This is a genomic window from Janthinobacterium sp. CG_23.3 (assembly GCF_046115965.1).
GTDB lineage: Bacteria > Pseudomonadota > Gammaproteobacteria > Burkholderiales > Burkholderiaceae_D > Janthinobacterium.
Window position 1 is genome coordinate 1 of record NZ_JBJXIB010000133.1, and the last position, 16,264, is coordinate 16,264.

Here is a 16,264-nt window from a genome sequence, read left to right on the forward strand (position 1 = left end):
GAGCAACTGACACCTCGAGGGCGTTTTGGGAAGGACAAAAGGGGGGCGCCCCGGGGACCGGTTGGGTGGGGGTAGAAGGGGGGGGGGCGGGGGGGGCGCGCGCCGCCGCGCGCCACCCGCATCTGCGCTTCGAGCGCCTGGCGCTGGACGACTGCGCCCGCGCATACGCCGGCGCCGCCGACCTGGTCACTTGCATGGAAGTGCTGTATTACCTGCCGGCCCGGCAAAGGCTGGCGGCGCTGCGCCAGTTGAAGGGCATGCTGCGCCCTGGCGGTTGCCTGCTGGTATCGTCGATGATCGCCGCGCCGCCGTATTTTTCGGCCGAGCAACTGGGCGCCCTGGTGGGCGGCGAACTGGCGCTGGTCGACAGCGGGGTGCTGTATCTGAAACCGCTGGCGCTGTGGGAGAAACTGCAAATGAAACTGCGCCGCGGCGGCACCCCCGGCGCGGCGGGCTACGAGTATGCCGCGGTGGAGCGCTGGGGCCGCTACGCGGCGCGCCTGCTGCCCGGCTTCGCCCGTTCCCACGCCTACGTCATCGCGCGCGCCGCGTGACGGAAAGGACCGCCATGCGCGTGCTGACGATCACCACCTACTTCCCCAACGCGGCCGACCGGCAGCGCGCCGTGTTCGTGCAAAACCTGGTGCGCGCCATGCGGCTGCGTTGCCAGGTGCAGATGATCGCCCCGGTGGCCTACGTGCCGGCGCTGGCGCGCAAGCCGGAATGGCGCGCGCAACGCGCCATTCCGGCTTGCGACAGCGTCGACGGCATGGCGGTCGAGCATCCGCGCTTCCTGGTCGTGCCCAAACTCGGCTGCGTGTCCGGCTTCAGCTATTTCCTCAGCATCCTGCGCCTGCTGCGGCGCGGCGCCCGCGCCGGCGGCGACGCCGTCGTGCACGCGCACTGCGCCTATCCGGACGGCGTCGGCGTGGCCCTGGCGGCGAGCTTGCTGGGGCTGCCGTTCGTGGTCACCGCGCACGGCAGCGATATCAACGTCTACGCCGAGCGGCGCCTGTTGCGCTGGCAGATACGCTGGGCGTTGCGGCGCGCCGCCGGCGTGATCGCCGTCAGCGCCGCGCTGGAGGCGAAGATCGCCTGCCTGCTCGGCGCCGGCGCCACCGGCCTGGCGCGCATCCCCTGCGCCGCCTTCGATCCGCGCCTGTTCTTTCCGCGCCCGCGCGGCCCGGCGCGCGCCGCGCTGGACTTGCCGGCGCCGGCCCGCGTCGTCGTCTGCGTCGGCCAACTGGTGCCGGTCAAGGGACTCGGCTTCGTCGTCGAGGCCTGGGCCGAGCTGGCCAGGCGCGGCCGGCTCGGTCCGCACGACCGGCTGGTGTTGCTGGGCGACGGCCCCTGCCGCGCCGCGCTGGAGCGGCAGGCGGCGGCCGGGCCGGCCGGCGGCGTCCACTTCGCCGGCGCGGTGTGCCAGGCCGACGTGGCGCGCTGGATCGCCGCGGCCGACCTGCTATGCCTGCCGAGCTTGAACGAAGGCACGCCCAACGTCGTCGTCGAGGCGCTGGCCAGCGGCGTGCCGGTGGTCGCCAGCGGCGTCGGCGGGGTGCCCGAGCTGGTGCGCGACGGCGTCAACGGCCTGCTGGTGGCGCCGGCCGACAGCGCGGCGCTGGCCGACGCCCTGGAACGGGGCTTGGCGCGCGACTGGGACGCGGCGGCGGTGGCCGCCTCGGTGGCGGCGCTGACCTGGCAGGCCATCGCCGAGCGCAATTGCGTCTTCCTGCAAACGATACTGGACCAGCATGACGCTCGCCATTAGGGACGCCGGCAAGGCCTTGCTGCAGCGCTGCTATTCGCCGCGGCGCTTCCTGTGGCGCCTGCCGGCCGGGCACGGCGCCATGGCGCTGACCTTCGACGACGGCCCCGACCCGCTGCACACGCCGGCGCTGCTCGACCTGCTGGCGGCGCACGGCGTCAAGGCCAGCTTCTTTGTCATCGGCGACAAGGTAAGCGGGCAGGCCGCGCTGATGCGGCGCATCGCCGCCGAGGGCCACGCCATCGGCGGCCACACCTGGAGCCACCGCGACATCGTCGGGCGCTCGCGGCCCGAACTGGGCGCCGACTTGCAGCGCTGCCGGTTGGCCATCGGCGCCGCCTGTGGCGTCGATACGGCCTTGTTCCGGCCGCCCCGCGGCCGGGTCGACCTGGCGGCGATCCACCATGTCGCCATGCTCGGGTATTGCATGGTGCACTGGAGCAAAACCTACGGCGACTACCGGCGCGACGGCGCCGAGCGCCTGCTGGCGCGGGTGCGCGCGACGCCGCCCGGCGCCGGGGATATTGCCTTGTTCCACGACCACAACGAACACACGCTCGCCGTGTTGCGCGCCCTGATACCCGAATGGCTGGCCGGCGGCCTGGGCTTCGCGGCGATTCCCGGTGGCGCGGCGGCGCCGCGCTGAACGGTGGCGCGCGCAAATTTGACGCAAGCCAATACGCGCGGGGAAGTTTGCCCTATCTTGGACGGGTGCCAGGCGCATGGGTCGCCGGCAAACGAACAGCGCACCCCGGCGGCGGTCGAACTCAACGGACGGTCCTGATGGATAAGATAATCACAGGGGTCTTGTGGCACCTGCGGGCAATGTGGCGCTACCGCAGGCTCGGGCTGTTCACGGCCTGGGCCGTGGCGATGGGCAGCGCCATGCTGGTGTTTTCAATTCCCAAAAAATACGAGGCGTCGGCGCGCTTGTTCGTCAATACCGACTCGATCCTGAAGCCGCTGATGGAAGGGGTGACCGTGCCGCCGGACAACGGCCAGCGCGTCGCCATGCTCAGCCGCCTGGTGATCAGCCGGCCCAACGTCACGCAATTGATCGACGAGGTCGGTTTAGACGTCCGGCACATGAGCGCCGAGCAACGCGAGCGCCTGATCGACGAGGTCGGCGACGTGCTGGCGATCGAAGCGGCCGGCGAGAAAAGCAATACCTATATCCTGCGCTACCGCGATACCCAGCCGCAGCGCGCGAAACGCATGGTGGAATTGTTGGTGACCAAGTTCATCGACTCCAGCAAGGGCGGACGCGCCACCGACAACGATGCGGCCAGGCGATTCCTCGACCAGCAGGCCAACGCCTATGAAGAAAAGTTGCAGGAAGCCGACGCGCGTCTGCGCGAGTTCAAGGCCCAGCACATGGCCGGGGCCGGCGCGGTGACGGAGGAGGGCAGCGGCTACCAGGTGCAGCTCGCGGCGGTGAAGGAGCAACTCGGCGCCGCCGAACTGCAACTGCGCGAGGCCGAGAACAGCCGCGACGCCTACCGGCGCAGCCTGGCGCTGGAGAACGGCGCCGCGGCGGCGGCGGCCGGCGGCGGCCGTGCCGGCGGGGCGGCGGCGGCCGACCTCGACGCCCGCATCGAGGCCGGCCAGCTGGCGCTGGACGGCTTGCTGCAAAAGTACACGGAAAGGCATCCCGACGTCGGCGACGCGCGCCGCGCCCTGGCCGGCCTCAAGGAGCAACGCCGGCAACTGCCGCCGGCCGATCCCGCCAGGCCCAGGCCGCTCGCCAGGGCCCAGGCCGCGGCGGGGGACGCGCGCGCCGCCGCCGACCCGTTGCGGGTGGCGCTGGCGCAGGCCGACGCCGCGGTGGCGTCGCTGCAGACCCGGGTCGCGCAGTACGCCGCGCGCCACCAGGAGTTGCTCGAACTGGGGCGGCGCATGCCGGAATACGAGGTGCACCTGGCCCAGCTCAACCGCGACTACCAGATCAACAAGAAAAACTATGACGAACTGGCCAAACGGCGCGAGTCCGCCAGCATCGCCGGGGACATGCAATCGGTCGCCGGGGTCGGCGATTTCCGCCTGATCGACCCGCCGCAGGTGGCGCCGGCGTCGTCGACGTCGCGCCTTCTGGCGCTGGCCGCCGGCCTGGTCGGCGCGCTGCTGGCCGGGCTCGGCGCGATGTTTTTGGCCAAGGAATTGCGCGCGCGCTTCTATGACCGGTCCCAGGTGGCCGAGCTGACCGGATTACGCGTACTGGGCGTGATTTCCGTGGTGCCCAGCGCCGCCGCTACGGACGAGCAGCAGTTGCGCCTGGCGCGCTTCGCGCTGACCGGCGCCGTTTTGTTCGCCGTCTACGTCGGCGTCGTCATCGCGGGTGCGCTGCTGAGCAGGTCCCAGGCGTGAAGGAAATACTATGAGTCTCATCGAAAAAGCCGCCGCCTACCTCAAGCTGCCCGGCCGAGAGCGGCCCGATGGCAGGCCGGAGGGGCCGCCGCGGGGCGCCGCCCGCGGCGCCGGCGGCGATCCCGCCGGCGCCGGGCCGGCCATGGCGCCGCGGGTGGACATCGACCTGGCCGGGCTGGCCGCCGCCGGCTTCATCATGCCCGGCCAACCGAGTTCGCTGCTGGCCGAGGAGTTGCGCGTGATTAAACGCCCGCTGCTGGCCAACGCGCGCGCCGGCAGCGCCGTGCGCCACGCCAACTTGATCATGGTGACGAGCGCGCTGGCGGGGGAGGGTAAGAGTTTCACCGCGCTCAACCTGGCGCTGAGTATCGCCATGGAACTCGAGCGCACCGTGTTGCTGGTGGACGCAGACGTGGCCCGGCCCTCGCTGCCGTCCATGCTGGGCGTGCCGGCGCAAAGCGGTTTGCTTGACATGCTGCACAACAGATCCTTGCCATTGGGCGAGGTACTGTTGCGCACCAACGTAGAAAAACTCAATCTGCTGATGGCCGGCACCCGCGCCGCCCAGGCAACGGAAATGCTGGCCAGCGAGGCGATGGCGCGCCTGTTGGACGAAATGGCCAACCGCTACGCCGACCGTATCATCGTCTTCGACTCGCCGCCCCTGCTGATGACCACGGAAGCGCAGGTGCTGGCGACCCACATGGGGCAGATCGTGTTCGTGCTGCAGGCGGAGGAAAGCCTGCACAGCGCCACCCGCGACGCCTTGGCCACGATTGCCTCTTGCCCGGTCAAGTTGCTGGTGTTGAACCGGGCGCGTCCGCTTGGCCGCCTTGCCCACGGCTATCAGTACGGCCCCGCTTACGGCTACGGTTATGCGCGCTAGCGTCCCGGCTGGCGGTGCGCGTTCGCGCGCCTTCGCGCGCTTGGGCGCGCGCGCTCCGCAAGCGGGCGGTTGCCGCTATCCGACACAGCGTCCCTGGAGCCTGGACAAATCATGTACGAACAATTCTACGGCTTTACCGGCAAGCCCTTCCAGACCAATCCCGATCCCGCGTTTTATTTCGGCAGCCTGCAGCACCGGCGCGCCATGGATTACCTGGTCTACGGCATGCACCGCAACGAGGGCTTCATCGTCATCACCGGTGAGGTCGGTGCCGGCAAGACCACGCTGGTGCGCAACGTGTTCGGCAAGCTGGATCCCGAAAAATACCTGTGCGCCCACCTGGTGAGCACGCAACTGGGGGCGGACGACGCGCTACGCCTGGTCGGCACGGCCTTCGGCCTGCCGGTGGTGCGGGCCAGCAAGGCCGAATTGTTGATCGCGCTCGAGGCCTTCTTCGGCAGCGCCTACCGGGCCGGCAAGCGCTGCATGCTGGTGGTGGACGAGGCCCAGAACTTGAGCATGCAGGCGGTCGAGGAGTTGCGCATGCTATCGAATTTCCAGCTCAACACCCATGCCTTGCTGCAAAGCTTCCTGATCGGCCAACCGGAGTTCCGCCACACGCTGCAGAGCGCGCAGATGACCCAATTGCGCCAGCGCGTGATTGCCGCCTGCCACATCGGCCCGCTCGACGGCGCGGAAACCCGGCGCTACATCGAACACCGGCTGCGCCACGTCGGCTGGGACAATGCGCCGCTGTTCGCGGAACAGGCCTTCGCGGCCATCCATGCGGCCAGCGCCGGCATTCCGCGGCGCATCAACGCCCTCTGCGACCGCTTGCTGCTGATGGGCTTTCTTGCCAATAGCCGCGCCATCGGCGGCGACGACGTGCTGGAGCTGGCGTCGGAAATGGCCGCCGAGACGGCCGCGCCGGCCCGCCCCGACGCCGCTGGCCCCGCGCCGCCGGAGCGGCAGGGCGGCCCCGGACAGCAGGGCGCGGCGGCGGCGCCGGCCGAACTGGAGGCGCGGATGGCGCGCCTGGAGGCGGCCTTGGACGGCCTGTCGCGCAACAACGCCAGCGCGCTGAGCCTGCTCGGCCGCCTGGTCGCGGCGATCCAGCAAGCTGCCGGCGACGACGCGCAGCGACCCTGACGGCGCTCAACCTGCGCGCGGTTGCCAGACGGCCAGCGTGTCGCCGCGCAGAAAACGGTAGGCCGCGACGGCGAACGCGGCGTTGGAGAGCGCAAAGTAACTGGGCACGGTGGTGATTTTCCTCAGCCAGCCGGGTAAATTGTGCATCAGGCCGAGGGCCGCGAGGCAATACACGCCGAGCTGTAGCACCAGCAAGACCCGGTACAGCGCCTGCGTGGGGGCCAGCGCTATATTGCTGGCCAGGGCTGCCGGCATGAACACAAAGCCGAGATAACGCAGCACCTTGTGGGAAAACAGGCTGAACGACACCAGCGGGTAGTGCAGCGGGTTGAGCAGTTTGCGCATATAGGTGAGTCCTTGCAGCGCGCGCAAGGCGACCCGCACGCGCATCCTGAATTCGCAGGAAACGTCGGTGTTGGGCGTCTCGAACGCGTCGATCTGCGGGTCGAAGATCACGCGGTGTCCGCCGGCGATCACCGACAGCGGCAGGATGAGGTCGGTAATCAGCGCCGGCGGGGTGTCGACGTACAGCCGGCGGCGGATCGCGTCGACGCCGCCGTTGACGCCGATGATGGAGCCGGCCGCGGTTTCGATGCCGCGCACCAGGTTTTCGTAGCGCATATACGCCCGCGCGCCGGCGCCGCTGGCATTGCCGCCGTCGGTGACGAATTGCAGCGATCCGGTCAGGTAGCCGATTTCCGGGTCGGCGAAGTTGGCCGCGATCCGCTGCAAGGCGTTGGCGCCGAACAGGGTGTTGGCGTCGCTGAAGATGATGATGTCGCCGCTTGCCAGGCGCACCGCCTCGTTGAGCGCCGCGGCCTTGCCCTCGCGCCGCTCGCGCCGCAGCAGCTTCACGGCGTGCCGGCCGAAGCCTTTCACCACGTCGTCGGTGCCGTCGGCGGAACCGTCGGAGATGACGATGATTTGCAGCCTGTCAGCGGGGTAGCCTTGGTCGAGCTTGTTTTGGATCGTCGCGCCGATCATGGCCACTTCGTTGTAGGCGGGGATCAGAATCGTCATCGTCGGCAGGCAGGGGGCGCGCGCGACCTTGCGCGGGCGCATTTTCCCTATCGCTAACATGACGAGGGGATAGACCAGGTAGGGATACACGATCAAGAAAAGGGAGGTCCAAAAAACGGTTTTCATGGCAATTGGGTCCGTGGCCGTTCACACTCCGGGCGCCGGCGTGCGGATGGCAAGTAATGGGTGCGCGCCGCCTTGGACGAACGGTACGGGCGACGGCGGCCGCTTGCCCGCCGCGCGACCGGCGTGCCACCCGCCGCCGCGATGGTACACCGTGTTGCCCCCTGTGTCGTCTGACCTGTCGCCGTTCGGTATAGCCGTTTGCGGCGGCGCTCTTTTGCCGGGCTTGCACGGCGCCGGTCAACCGCGGCGTTGCGTGCAAATCGCGTGCGCTGCTGGCGTTACACAACGCAGCACGACATGGTTATGATGACGTATTGATAAGATGGCGCATTGTGGCATGTCAAAATGTCGCCGCGGCGTGGACCGGTGCGGGCGCCGTCCGGGTGTGCCTCAGCGATAACCGAGGACGCAGTAGCGCTCGACCTCCAGGTGCCGCACCGGGCCGTTCCCGAGGACGGCGCCGGCGCCCTCGGCGACCTCGGCGCTGGCGTCGCCGCGCAACCAGAGTTCCACCGTGCCGTTCGCTTCGATACGCACGCGGCGCTGGCGCGCGTCGACCTCGTAGGCGCCGATCGGACCGTTCAGGCTGGCGAAGGGGCCGATGCGGCTGCGGATCTGCACCAGCCGGCCGGCTTCGAACGCGCCGATGCTGAGTCGCTCGGCGCTGCAATGCCCGAGCACGTGGCGGGCGTTGGCGGTGTAATGGGCGGTGGCCGGTTCGGCGATGTGGAAATCGAGGTAATCGGCCGGATCGCCGCTGTGGCCGTGCTCGGCCGCCTTGGCGATATTGTAGGCTTGGCGCGCCGTCACATAGTGCAGGCGGTAGCGCCGGCCGTCGTTGTAGTGCTCGTTAAGGGTGCGGTGCATGCGCATGGCCCGCTCGCCGAACAGGGCGTCGAGATCGCGCTCGACGGCGCCGTGGGTGTGCAGTTTGACGAACAGCCACTCGGGCCGGCCGGCGACGTGCACGTTGCAGTCGATCCATTTGCGGATGCGGTCGGGCCGGCCCCAGTTTTCGCTGGTCAGGCTGGCGTTTTCAATCCGCGGATAGGACGGCGCGCCCCAGTTGATACCCAACGGCCCCTGGATCAACATCAGGCCCTCGGCGGCGCGCTGGCCGACGCGCGCGTCCGGACCCCAGTTGTGCGCCTTGGCGCGGTGCGGGTCGCCCTTGCCGTAGTAGACGGAATTGATCTTGCGCGTCTGGTATTTTTCGCCCGAGGGCATGGTCAGGTCGGCCCAGCAACCGAGCTTTTGCAAAATGCTCAGCTCGTCGTTGACGCCGCAAAAGCGGCCGCCGCCGGAATTGCCCAGGGCCCAGTCGCCGTGGACGAAGCCGAATGCCGTGCGCGGCGCCGCCCCCGATTCGAGCAGCAGGCCCCAGCGGTTGTATTCGGCCAGCACGGCGCGCAGGTCGCGCTCCAGCGTGGCGTCGGTGTCGCCGTCGTGGTGGTAGTGCAATTCCACTTCGCCCAGGCCGGCGTGGGCCATCGCCGCCAGGCTGGCCAGCGCCTCCACGCCGTGGTGGGGCGGATAGAACCAGGTGTGCAGCGGCGCCGTGCCGAAGGCGCTGCGGCAGCGCTGCTGGAAACTGGCGTAGCCGGCGTGCCAGGCCTGCACCAGACGCACCGCCTGCTCGGCGCTGACGGGATGCGGCGACTCGCTGTGCTTCGGCTCGAAATGGTCGCACACCAGGAACAGGATGTGGGTGGTGCGCCCGGTCCGCGCGATGCGCTGGTAGGCCCGTTGCGGCGCCGACGCGATATACGAGGGCAGCCAGAGGTCGAGGCGTCTTTTCAGCATGGGTCCGCCGCGTTGCCGGCCCGTGGCGGCGCCAGGATGGCGGCGTAGATCGCTTCGATGCGCAGCGCGTTCTGGCGCCAGGTGTGGTGGTTGGTGACGTACTGCCGGCCGGCTTCGCCGAGGCGCAGGCGCAAGGCCGGGTCGTTGACCAGGCGGACGATCTGCTCGGCCATCTGGGCGGCGTCGCCGGCGTCGATCAGCAGCCCGGTCTGGCCATCGCGCAGCACCTCCATGACCGGGCCGACGCGCGGCGCAATGATGGCTTTGGCCATCCCCATGTATTCGAATATTTTCATCGGCGACCCGTAGGCGTTTGAATCAAGCAATACCGCGATATCCATCAAGGCCAGCAGCGGCGGGATCTCCGCGTGCGGCTTGCGCCCGGTAAACACGACGCGCCCCGCGTAGCCCTCGGCGCGGCAAAAATCCTCGATGGCGCGGCGGAATTCGCCGTCGCCGACGAACAGGAAGCTAACCCCGGCGCAGCGGGCGAAGACGGCGCGCAGCACGGCGGTAAACGCCGGCATCCCCTGCCAGCGGTTCATGGTGCCGACGAAGCCGACCACCGTGGCGGCCAGGCCCAGCGCGGCGGCCAGTTGCGGCCGGCGCTGGCGCTGCGGGTCGAACCAGTCCGGGTCGATGGCGTTGTGGCAGACGCTGATGGCGTGCGCGGCGACGCCTTCGCGCACCAGCATGTGGCGCTGCGCCTCGGTGACGGTGATGATATGCGTGGCCGCCGACCAGGTGCGCCGCTCCAGCCAGCGCGCCAGCCGCTTCAGGCGCAGGCCGAAATACGTCGCCCAGGCCTGGGCGTAGGGCGTATTGACTTCGAGGATCAGCGGGATGCCGCGCTGCCTGGCGCGGCGTACCCCGGCGTAGTTGAACAAGGCGTAGCGTTCGTACACCAGGTCCGGCTGGAATTCCTCGATCGCCCTGGCGATGCGCCGGTCGACGACCAGGTTGTAGGCCAGTTGCAGCAGTTCAAACAGCAGGCCGGGCGCGGCGCGCTTGATTCTGCCCAGCACGGAGGGCCGCCGCGGCAGCGTCGCGTGCGGCCACGCCGCGGCGGGGCCGACCACGCGCACCTCGTGGCCGAGCGCGCGCAAGGCCTCGACAATGGCCGCGATGTGGATCGACTCGGGCTCTTCGCCCTGGGTTCGGTGGTGGTAGAGGACGCGCATGGGGCTGGGGTCGGTTGATGGCAGGTTCGGGGCAGTGCGGCGGGTCCGGCCGCGCCGGCCGCTCATTCGCCACGCGGGGGCGCCGGCAGCGCACGCCGGCGCGCCAGCCGCAGGGTGCCGGCGGCCGTGCTCAAACGCATGCTCAGGCGCTCGAGCGGCATCAGCAAGGCGGCCGACAGCAGACAGGCGCAGAAGGCCAGGACCACCGTCGCGTGCGTGGCCGGCTGCACCGCTACGCCGCCGTTGAGCAGTGCCAGGTAGAGTTCGCCGGCGGCGCCAATCAGCGGCACGTGGATCAGGTAAAGCGGAAACGAGATGCGGCCCAACCAGGCCGACACCGGGCTCGCCAGGAAGCGCCGCGCCACCGGCCAGAACAGCGCCGCCATGACGATGCCAACGGCCAGCAGGGCGCCGCTGCTGTCGTGCCGTCGGCCGGCCCAGGCCGCGACCGCGGCGGCTGCCGCCGCCAGCGCCGGCGGCGCCCAGCGCAGCCATGTGCGCGCGGCGGGCGCGGCGTGCGCCAGTTCGGCCAGCACGTAACCGGCCGCGAAGCAGGCGCCGAATTGCTTTTGCATCAAAAGGAAGGCGAAGGCGAGCGCGCCCGCCAGCGCCATCCGGTGCCGCCGCGTGAGGCCGTGCGCCCGCGAAAACAGGAACAACAACGTAAAAATGAGCAGCGAGCCGAGCAGCTCGATGTGCATGGTCCACAGGCTCCAGTTAAAGGTGCTGCCTTCGTCGTAGTCGAAAAACACCGAATAGAAGGAGAACGCCAAGGCGTCCGCCAGCGTGGTGTCCTGGCCGTGCCGGGCGCCGAGGAAGATCGCCGAGTTGCCGGCGCGGGCCGCGTCGGCGCTGCCGGCCAAGCGCAACGCGATCAATAGATAGACCAGCAGCGTGGTGGCGAGGACCGGCACCATCAGCCGCACGTAACGCGCGGCGACCAGCCCGACCAGGGAGACGCGCTGCGGCCGCCGCACAAAACGCAGGCTCAGCGCGACGCCGGAGAGCACGAAAAAGATCAGCACGGCAAGGTGGCCGTCGGAGACCAGGCGCAGCAGCGGTTGGTCGTAGAACGGCGCGAGGTGCCTGGCGAACTGGCCCCAGAGGTGCGACAGTACCACCATGACCGCGGCCCAGCCGCGCAAGCCGTCGAGGCAGACCAGGCGGGCGCCGCGCGCCGCCGCGGCGCCGTCGCCGGCCCGCGCGCTCATGCCAGCGCCTCGCGCATTTCGCGCTGGATCACCTGCCATACGCTGTGCCAGTTGTAGCGTTCCTGGAAGCGGCGCCTTCCGCGCTCGCCCAGCGCGCGGGCGAGGCGCTGGTTGGTGAGCAGCTTGAATAGCGCCGCCGCCAGCGCGTCGACGTCGTTGCAGGGGGCGATGATGCCGGCGTCGCCGAGCATGCCGGGCATGGCGCCATAGTCCGAGGCGACGCAGGGGGTCGCCGCCGCCATCGCATCAAGCAGGCTGATGGGATTGCGGTCGACCAGCGATGGCAGCGCGAACACGTGCGCCGCGCGCATCAAGGCGACCAGGCGCTCGCGCTCGCGCACGAAGCCGTGGTTGACGACCCCGGCGGCGGCCGGCAGGCGTTCCTGGCCGACGATATGCAACTGCGTCCGCGGCAACTCCCTGCGCACCTTGGCGAAGGCCTCCAGCAGCACGACGCCGCCCTTTTTCTCGAAGTCGCCCTTGCCGATGTAGAGGATGGTTTTTCCGTCGAACACCTTTTCATAGGCTTCGCCAAAGGCGTTGCCGGCGCCAAAGCCGGACGTCACCGCCTGCCCCGGCGCCACGTCATAATGCGCCAGCAAGGCGTCGCGCACGAAATCGCTGCCGACGAAAATCCGCGCCGCCGAGCGGTACACCTCGCCCTCCAGCGCCAGCCATTCGGCCTCGTCGCGGTGGTCGCGGAAATGCGAGATGTCGTCATGGGCGTTGCGCGAGGACAGCCAGCGGCACGAATCGGAGAAGACAAACAGGTGCTTGCCCGGGCAGGCGCCCGGCGAGTGCATGGCGCCGAAAAACAGCACGACGTCGTAGCGGCCTTCCAGCGCGTCGAGTTGGCGGGCGCAGTCGCGGCTCAGCCTGCGAAACGCGGCCGGCGTCTTTTCGAGGCGGTAGCGCCATTGCCGATACCAGGCTTGGCGCGGCCAGCGCGCCGACGCCAGCCGGTGCCACCAGGCGTACCAGGGCGGCAGGCGCGGGTGCAGCGCGGCGACAATGTCGAATTCGTCGCGGAAAAGCTGCATCAGCGGCGGAAAAATGCCGATGCCGTCGCCGCACACGACGGCGCGCCGCTTGCGGCCCGGCCCCGGCGTATCCGCCGGTGTCATGGGATGCCCGGTGATGGCGGCGGACGCATCGATTGCACCGCGCCGGGGACCGCTGCGACTGTTTTCAGACCGATCATTGCTGCGTCTCCTGAAGGAGGGGCCATCAAAGGGTGCCGGGCGGGTGGGGCGCTAGCAACGCGCAAGGAAGCTGCGGCCGCCGTGCCCAGGCCGCCAGTGTGTATTTTGGGGCAAGCGGCGCCGGCTTTAGTTGATACCCCTCAATTTCGCTGTAATATCAGCGCAGCATGCCCGGAGCGCATCGCCCGGGGTGGCGGTGCATCGATTGATTCACGACAGGAGGTTGCGGGTGTACGACTGGAGAGATTACGGCAACGGCATTACCGCGTTCGATTCCGGCTATGTGCGGCCGCTGCTGGCGGCCATCCACCTGCTGGTCGAGGACGGCCGCGCCGCCTTCATCGACACCGGCACCAACGCATCGCTGCCGAACGCGCTGGCGGCCCTGGCCAGGGTCGGGCTGGACGCCGCCGCGGTGGATTACGTCATCCTGACGCATATCCATCTGGACCACGCCGGCGGGGCCGGCGCCATGATGCGCGCCTTCCCCAACGCCACGCTGGTGGTGCATCCGCGCGGCGCCCGGCACATGGCCGAGCCGTCCAAGCTGGTCGCCGGCGTGTCGGCGGTGTACGGCGCCGACTATGTCCAGCGGGTCTACGGCGAGATCGTGCCGGTGCCGCCGCAGCGCATCGTCGAGGCGGCCGACGGCCACGCGCTGTCCCTGGCCGGGCGCCGGCTAAGCTGCCTCGACACGCCGGGCCACGCGCGCCACCACATCTGCATCGTCGACGAGCGCACCGGCGCCATCTTTACCGGCGACATGTTCGGCCTGTCGTATCGCCAGCTCGACGTCGACGGCCGCCAGTTCGTTTTTCCGACCACCACGCCGAGCCAGTTTGAGCCGGGGCCGATGCGCGCGTCGATTTCCCGCCTGCTGAGCCTGGCGCCGCCGGCGCTGTACCTGACCCATTACGGCCAATTGACGGGCGTTGCGCAAGCCGGCGCCGACCTGCGCCGCCGTCTTGACGTCCTGGTCGCGCTGGCGCTGGCCGAGCAAGGGGCGGGCGCCGCCCGGCACGCGCGGATCAAGGCGGCGATGGCCGGCTATCTGTTGCACGAGACGCGCGCGCACGGCTGCGCGCTGGCCGACATGGCCATGCTGGCGTTCTGGGAGACCGATCTGGAGTTGAACACGCAGGGGCTGGTGCATTGGCTCGACACTGGGAAGTAAGGCAAGGTGTTGCGCGGGCGCACGCTTCGCTTGCCAGTTGCCGGACCACGGGTATCGCATCGGTCGTGGTGCCAACAATATGCGCGGCGGGCCAGGGCGTCGTCCGGCCAGTTGGAGCCAAAGAGCACCTCTGTCGAGCGGCTCGACGACCTCTACGTCGCCCGCGGCGCCTGCAAGGCGGCCTGGCAGGCGCCGCGGGCGGGCTAGCCCGCCTGGCGCATTGCCGCCAGAACCCGCGCCACCGCGCGCACGGTGCGTTCGACGTCGGCCGCGCCGGTGCGCCAGTTGCACACCGACACGCGCATGCAGCGCCTGCCGCGCCAGGTGGTGCCGCCGAAAAACGCCTCGCCGCCGTCGGTGATCGCCGCGACGACGGCGTCGGTGAAGCGGTCGTGGTCGTCCTCGCCGGCGCCAGCGCGACTGTCGAGAAAGCGTACCAGCCCCTGGTTGACCTGCGAACTCCACACCACCTGCGCGCCGGCGAGCGCGCCGATGCCGGCCACCAGCGCCCTGGCGTGGCGGCAGGTGCGCTCGATCAAATCGGCGACGCCGCTTTGGCCCAGCTGGCGCAGCGCCGCGTAGGTGGCGACGCCGCGCCCGCGCCGCGACCATTCCAGACTCCAGTCGATCTGGTCGCGCGCGCCCTCGACGTCGATCATATAGCTTTCGCGGTGCGAGGTGGCGCCGAAGTGCGCCGCGCTGTCGGCAACGAACACGTAACCGCAGTCGTAGGGCACGTTCAGCCACTTGTGGCCGTCGGTGACCCAGGAATCGGCTTGCTCCAGGCCCGCCGTCAGGTGCCGCAACGACGCGCTGGACGCCGCCCACAAGCCAAACGCGCCATCGATATGCACCCAGGCGCCGCGCGAACGCGCCAGCGGAATCAGCGTCGTGAAGTCGTCGAAGGCGCCGGTGTTCAGGTCGCCCGCCTGCAGCGCCACGATGGTCGCGGTGGCTGGCTCGCGCTCCAGCGCGGCCAGCAGCGCCGGCGCCGCCAGCTTGCCGTCGGCGTCCGACGCCAGCACGGTAATGGCGGCGGTGCCGAAACCCAGTAGCCGGGCGCTGCGGGCGATCGAGCCGTGGTGCTGGTCGCTGGTGATGATGCGGATGCGCGGCGCGCCGTGCAGGCCCAGCGCCTCGACGTCCCAGCCGCGGCGCGCCAACAGGGCGTGGCGCGCCGCCGCCAGCGCAGTCGTGTGGGCCATCTGCGAGCCGGTGGTCAAGGCGAAGCTGGCCTGCGCCGGCAGGCCCAACAGCTCCTTGAGCCAGGCGCCGCACACTTCCTCGATGACCGCCTCGGCCGGACTGCAGGCGTGGATGGCGGCGTTCTGGTCCCAGGTCGACGTCAGCCAGTCGGCCGCCAGCGCCGCCGGCAGCGTGCCGCCGATGACCCAGGCGAAGAAACGTCCGCCGCCGCTGCCGACCAGGCCGTCGGCGGTGTCGCTGACCAACTGGTCGATCACCGCGGCGGGGTCGGAGGCGTGGCGCGGCAGCGGCGTGTGCAGGCGGGCGCGCAGTTGCTCCAGCGAAGCCGTCGCGGCGACCCGCGAATCGGCCAGGCCGTGCAGATAAGTCTGCGCGTGCGCCATCGTGCGGCGCAATAAATCGTCGGATTGCTGATGTTCGGGCATACATTTTTCCTATACGATAAGGGACTTGGCCGCAGCATGGAGCGAAGCGCCGCGCGCCGGGATGTTCGATGGCAGTCTAACGCCCCCCCCGATACCGTGGACACCGATTTATTCACTCGCTCAGGTTTAGTAAAACTCAACATGAAATTGCCACTACCTCCGTTGCACAGCCTGCGCGCCTTCGAGGCGGCGGCGCGCCACCTGAACCTGTCGGCGGCGGCCGACGAGCTGCACGTGACGAAAGGCGCCGTCAGCTTGCAGTTGAAGCGGCTGGAGGAAAGCGTCGGCGTCGCGCTGTTCGAGCGCGGCGCCCGCCGTCTGGCGTTGAGCGCGCAGGGCGAGGCCTATTTCGCCGCCGTGCAGCGGGCCTTGCATGGCATTGCGCAGGCAACGGCGCAATTGCGCGGCGGGCCGGCGGGTTTACCGCTGACGATCAGCTGCACGCCCGGCTTCGCGGCGCAATGGCTGGTGCCGCGGCTGGCGCGGTTCGAGGCGATCTCGCCGCACGTCGACGTGCGCATCAAGGCGTCGAACCGGGTGTCCGACCTGGCCCGCGAGCGCATCGACTTCGCGGTGCGGCACGGGGCGGGCGAGTATCCCGAACTGCGCGTGCACAAGTTGTTTGACGACGACTTGGTGGTGGTGGCCGCGGGGGGGGAAGAGACACCCCCCCACCCCAAAACAAAAGAGGGGTGTTTGCCCCTTTCCCCCCAAAACCCCAAACACGCGGACACCCGTACCCCCGGGGGCAA

At 69.7% G+C, this 16,264-nt stretch carries 14 protein-coding genes; 8 read left to right on the forward strand and 6 right to left on the reverse strand.

The window, feature by feature from the left end:
* The first annotated feature begins 65 nt into the window (after positions 1-65).
* The 6 genes from ACFDR9_RS23150 (at position 66) to ACFDR9_RS23175 (ending at position 6,164) form a co-directional block, all read left to right on the forward strand.
* Positions 66-554, forward strand: coding sequence for a hypothetical protein (locus ACFDR9_RS23150; RefSeq protein ID WP_409032494.1), 489 nt, complete (start codon positions 66-68; stop codon positions 552-554).
* Between the two features lie 14 nt (positions 555-568).
* Entirely contained in the window at positions 569-1,768 is a 1,200-nt protein-coding gene (locus ACFDR9_RS23155) for a glycosyltransferase (RefSeq protein ID WP_017875918.1), read from the forward strand.
* Positions 1,752-2,411: a polysaccharide deacetylase family protein gene (locus ACFDR9_RS23160; protein ID WP_017875917.1), complete on the forward strand. Its 660-nt coding sequence runs from the start codon at positions 1,752-1,754 to the stop codon at positions 2,409-2,411. The genes ACFDR9_RS23155 and ACFDR9_RS23160 overlap by 17 nt, the downstream gene beginning before the upstream one ends.
* 137 nt (positions 2,412-2,548) lie before the next feature.
* Positions 2,549-4,129, forward strand: a complete 1,581-nt coding sequence (locus tag ACFDR9_RS23165; RefSeq protein ID WP_409032495.1) for an XrtA system polysaccharide chain length determinant — start codon at positions 2,549-2,551, stop codon at positions 4,127-4,129.
* Between the two features lie 10 nt (positions 4,130-4,139).
* Positions 4,140-5,015, forward strand: coding sequence for an XrtA-associated tyrosine autokinase (locus ACFDR9_RS23170; RefSeq protein WP_409032496.1), 876 nt, complete (start codon positions 4,140-4,142; stop codon positions 5,013-5,015).
* A 111-nt stretch (positions 5,016-5,126) separates the two neighbouring features.
* Positions 5,127-6,164 carry an XrtA/PEP-CTERM system-associated ATPase gene (locus ACFDR9_RS23175; RefSeq protein ID WP_017875914.1) on the forward strand — a complete coding sequence of 346 codons (1,038 nt, stop codon included), beginning with the start codon at positions 5,127-5,129 and terminating at the stop codon, positions 6,162-6,164.
* Positions 6,165-6,170: 6 nt separating this feature from the next.
* Here the strand turns inward: ACFDR9_RS23175 and ACFDR9_RS23180 are convergent, their stop codons facing one another.
* From ACFDR9_RS23180 to ACFDR9_RS23200, 5 genes are all read right to left on the reverse strand, one after another.
* Entirely contained in the window at positions 6,171-7,310 is a 1,140-nt protein-coding gene (locus ACFDR9_RS23180; protein ID WP_017875913.1) for a glycosyltransferase family 2 protein, read from the reverse strand.
* Between the two features lie 390 nt (positions 7,311-7,700).
* Positions 7,701-9,113, reverse strand: coding sequence for a hypothetical protein (locus ACFDR9_RS23185; RefSeq protein ID WP_409032497.1), 1,413 nt, complete (start codon positions 9,111-9,113; stop codon positions 7,701-7,703).
* Entirely contained in the window at positions 9,107-10,294 is a 1,188-nt protein-coding gene (locus ACFDR9_RS23190; protein ID WP_409032498.1) for a glycosyltransferase family 4 protein, read from the reverse strand. Before ACFDR9_RS23190 ends, ACFDR9_RS23185 begins: the two co-directional genes overlap by 7 nt.
* A 62-nt stretch (positions 10,295-10,356) precedes the next feature.
* On the reverse strand, positions 10,357-11,505 hold the full coding sequence (locus ACFDR9_RS23195) for an acyltransferase (RefSeq protein WP_017875910.1): 1,149 nt from the start codon (positions 11,503-11,505) through the stop codon (positions 10,357-10,359).
* On the reverse strand, positions 11,502-12,629 hold the full coding sequence (locus tag ACFDR9_RS23200; RefSeq protein WP_051068245.1) for a glycosyltransferase family 4 protein: 1,128 nt from the start codon (positions 12,627-12,629) through the stop codon (positions 11,502-11,504). The genes ACFDR9_RS23195 and ACFDR9_RS23200 overlap by 4 nt, the downstream gene beginning before the upstream one ends.
* A gap of 307 nt (positions 12,630-12,936) precedes the next feature.
* Here ACFDR9_RS23200 and ACFDR9_RS23205 point away from each other — a divergent pair, with 307 nt between their 5' ends.
* Positions 12,937-13,881 carry an MBL fold metallo-hydrolase gene (locus ACFDR9_RS23205; RefSeq protein ID WP_409032499.1) on the forward strand — a complete coding sequence of 315 codons (945 nt, stop codon included), beginning with the start codon at positions 12,937-12,939 and terminating at the stop codon, positions 13,879-13,881.
* A gap of 203 nt (positions 13,882-14,084) precedes the next feature.
* Here the strand turns inward: ACFDR9_RS23205 and ACFDR9_RS23210 are convergent, their stop codons facing one another.
* Positions 14,085-15,512: a pyridoxal phosphate-dependent decarboxylase family protein gene (locus ACFDR9_RS23210; RefSeq protein ID WP_409032500.1), complete on the reverse strand. Its 1,428-nt coding sequence runs from the start codon at positions 15,510-15,512 to the stop codon at positions 14,085-14,087.
* A 141-nt stretch (positions 15,513-15,653) separates the two neighbouring features.
* Between ACFDR9_RS23210 and ACFDR9_RS23215 the strand changes: the two genes are divergently transcribed.
* A partial coding sequence (locus ACFDR9_RS23215; protein ID WP_409032501.1) for a LysR family transcriptional regulator occupies positions 15,654-16,264 on the forward strand: 611 nt, incomplete at its 3' end.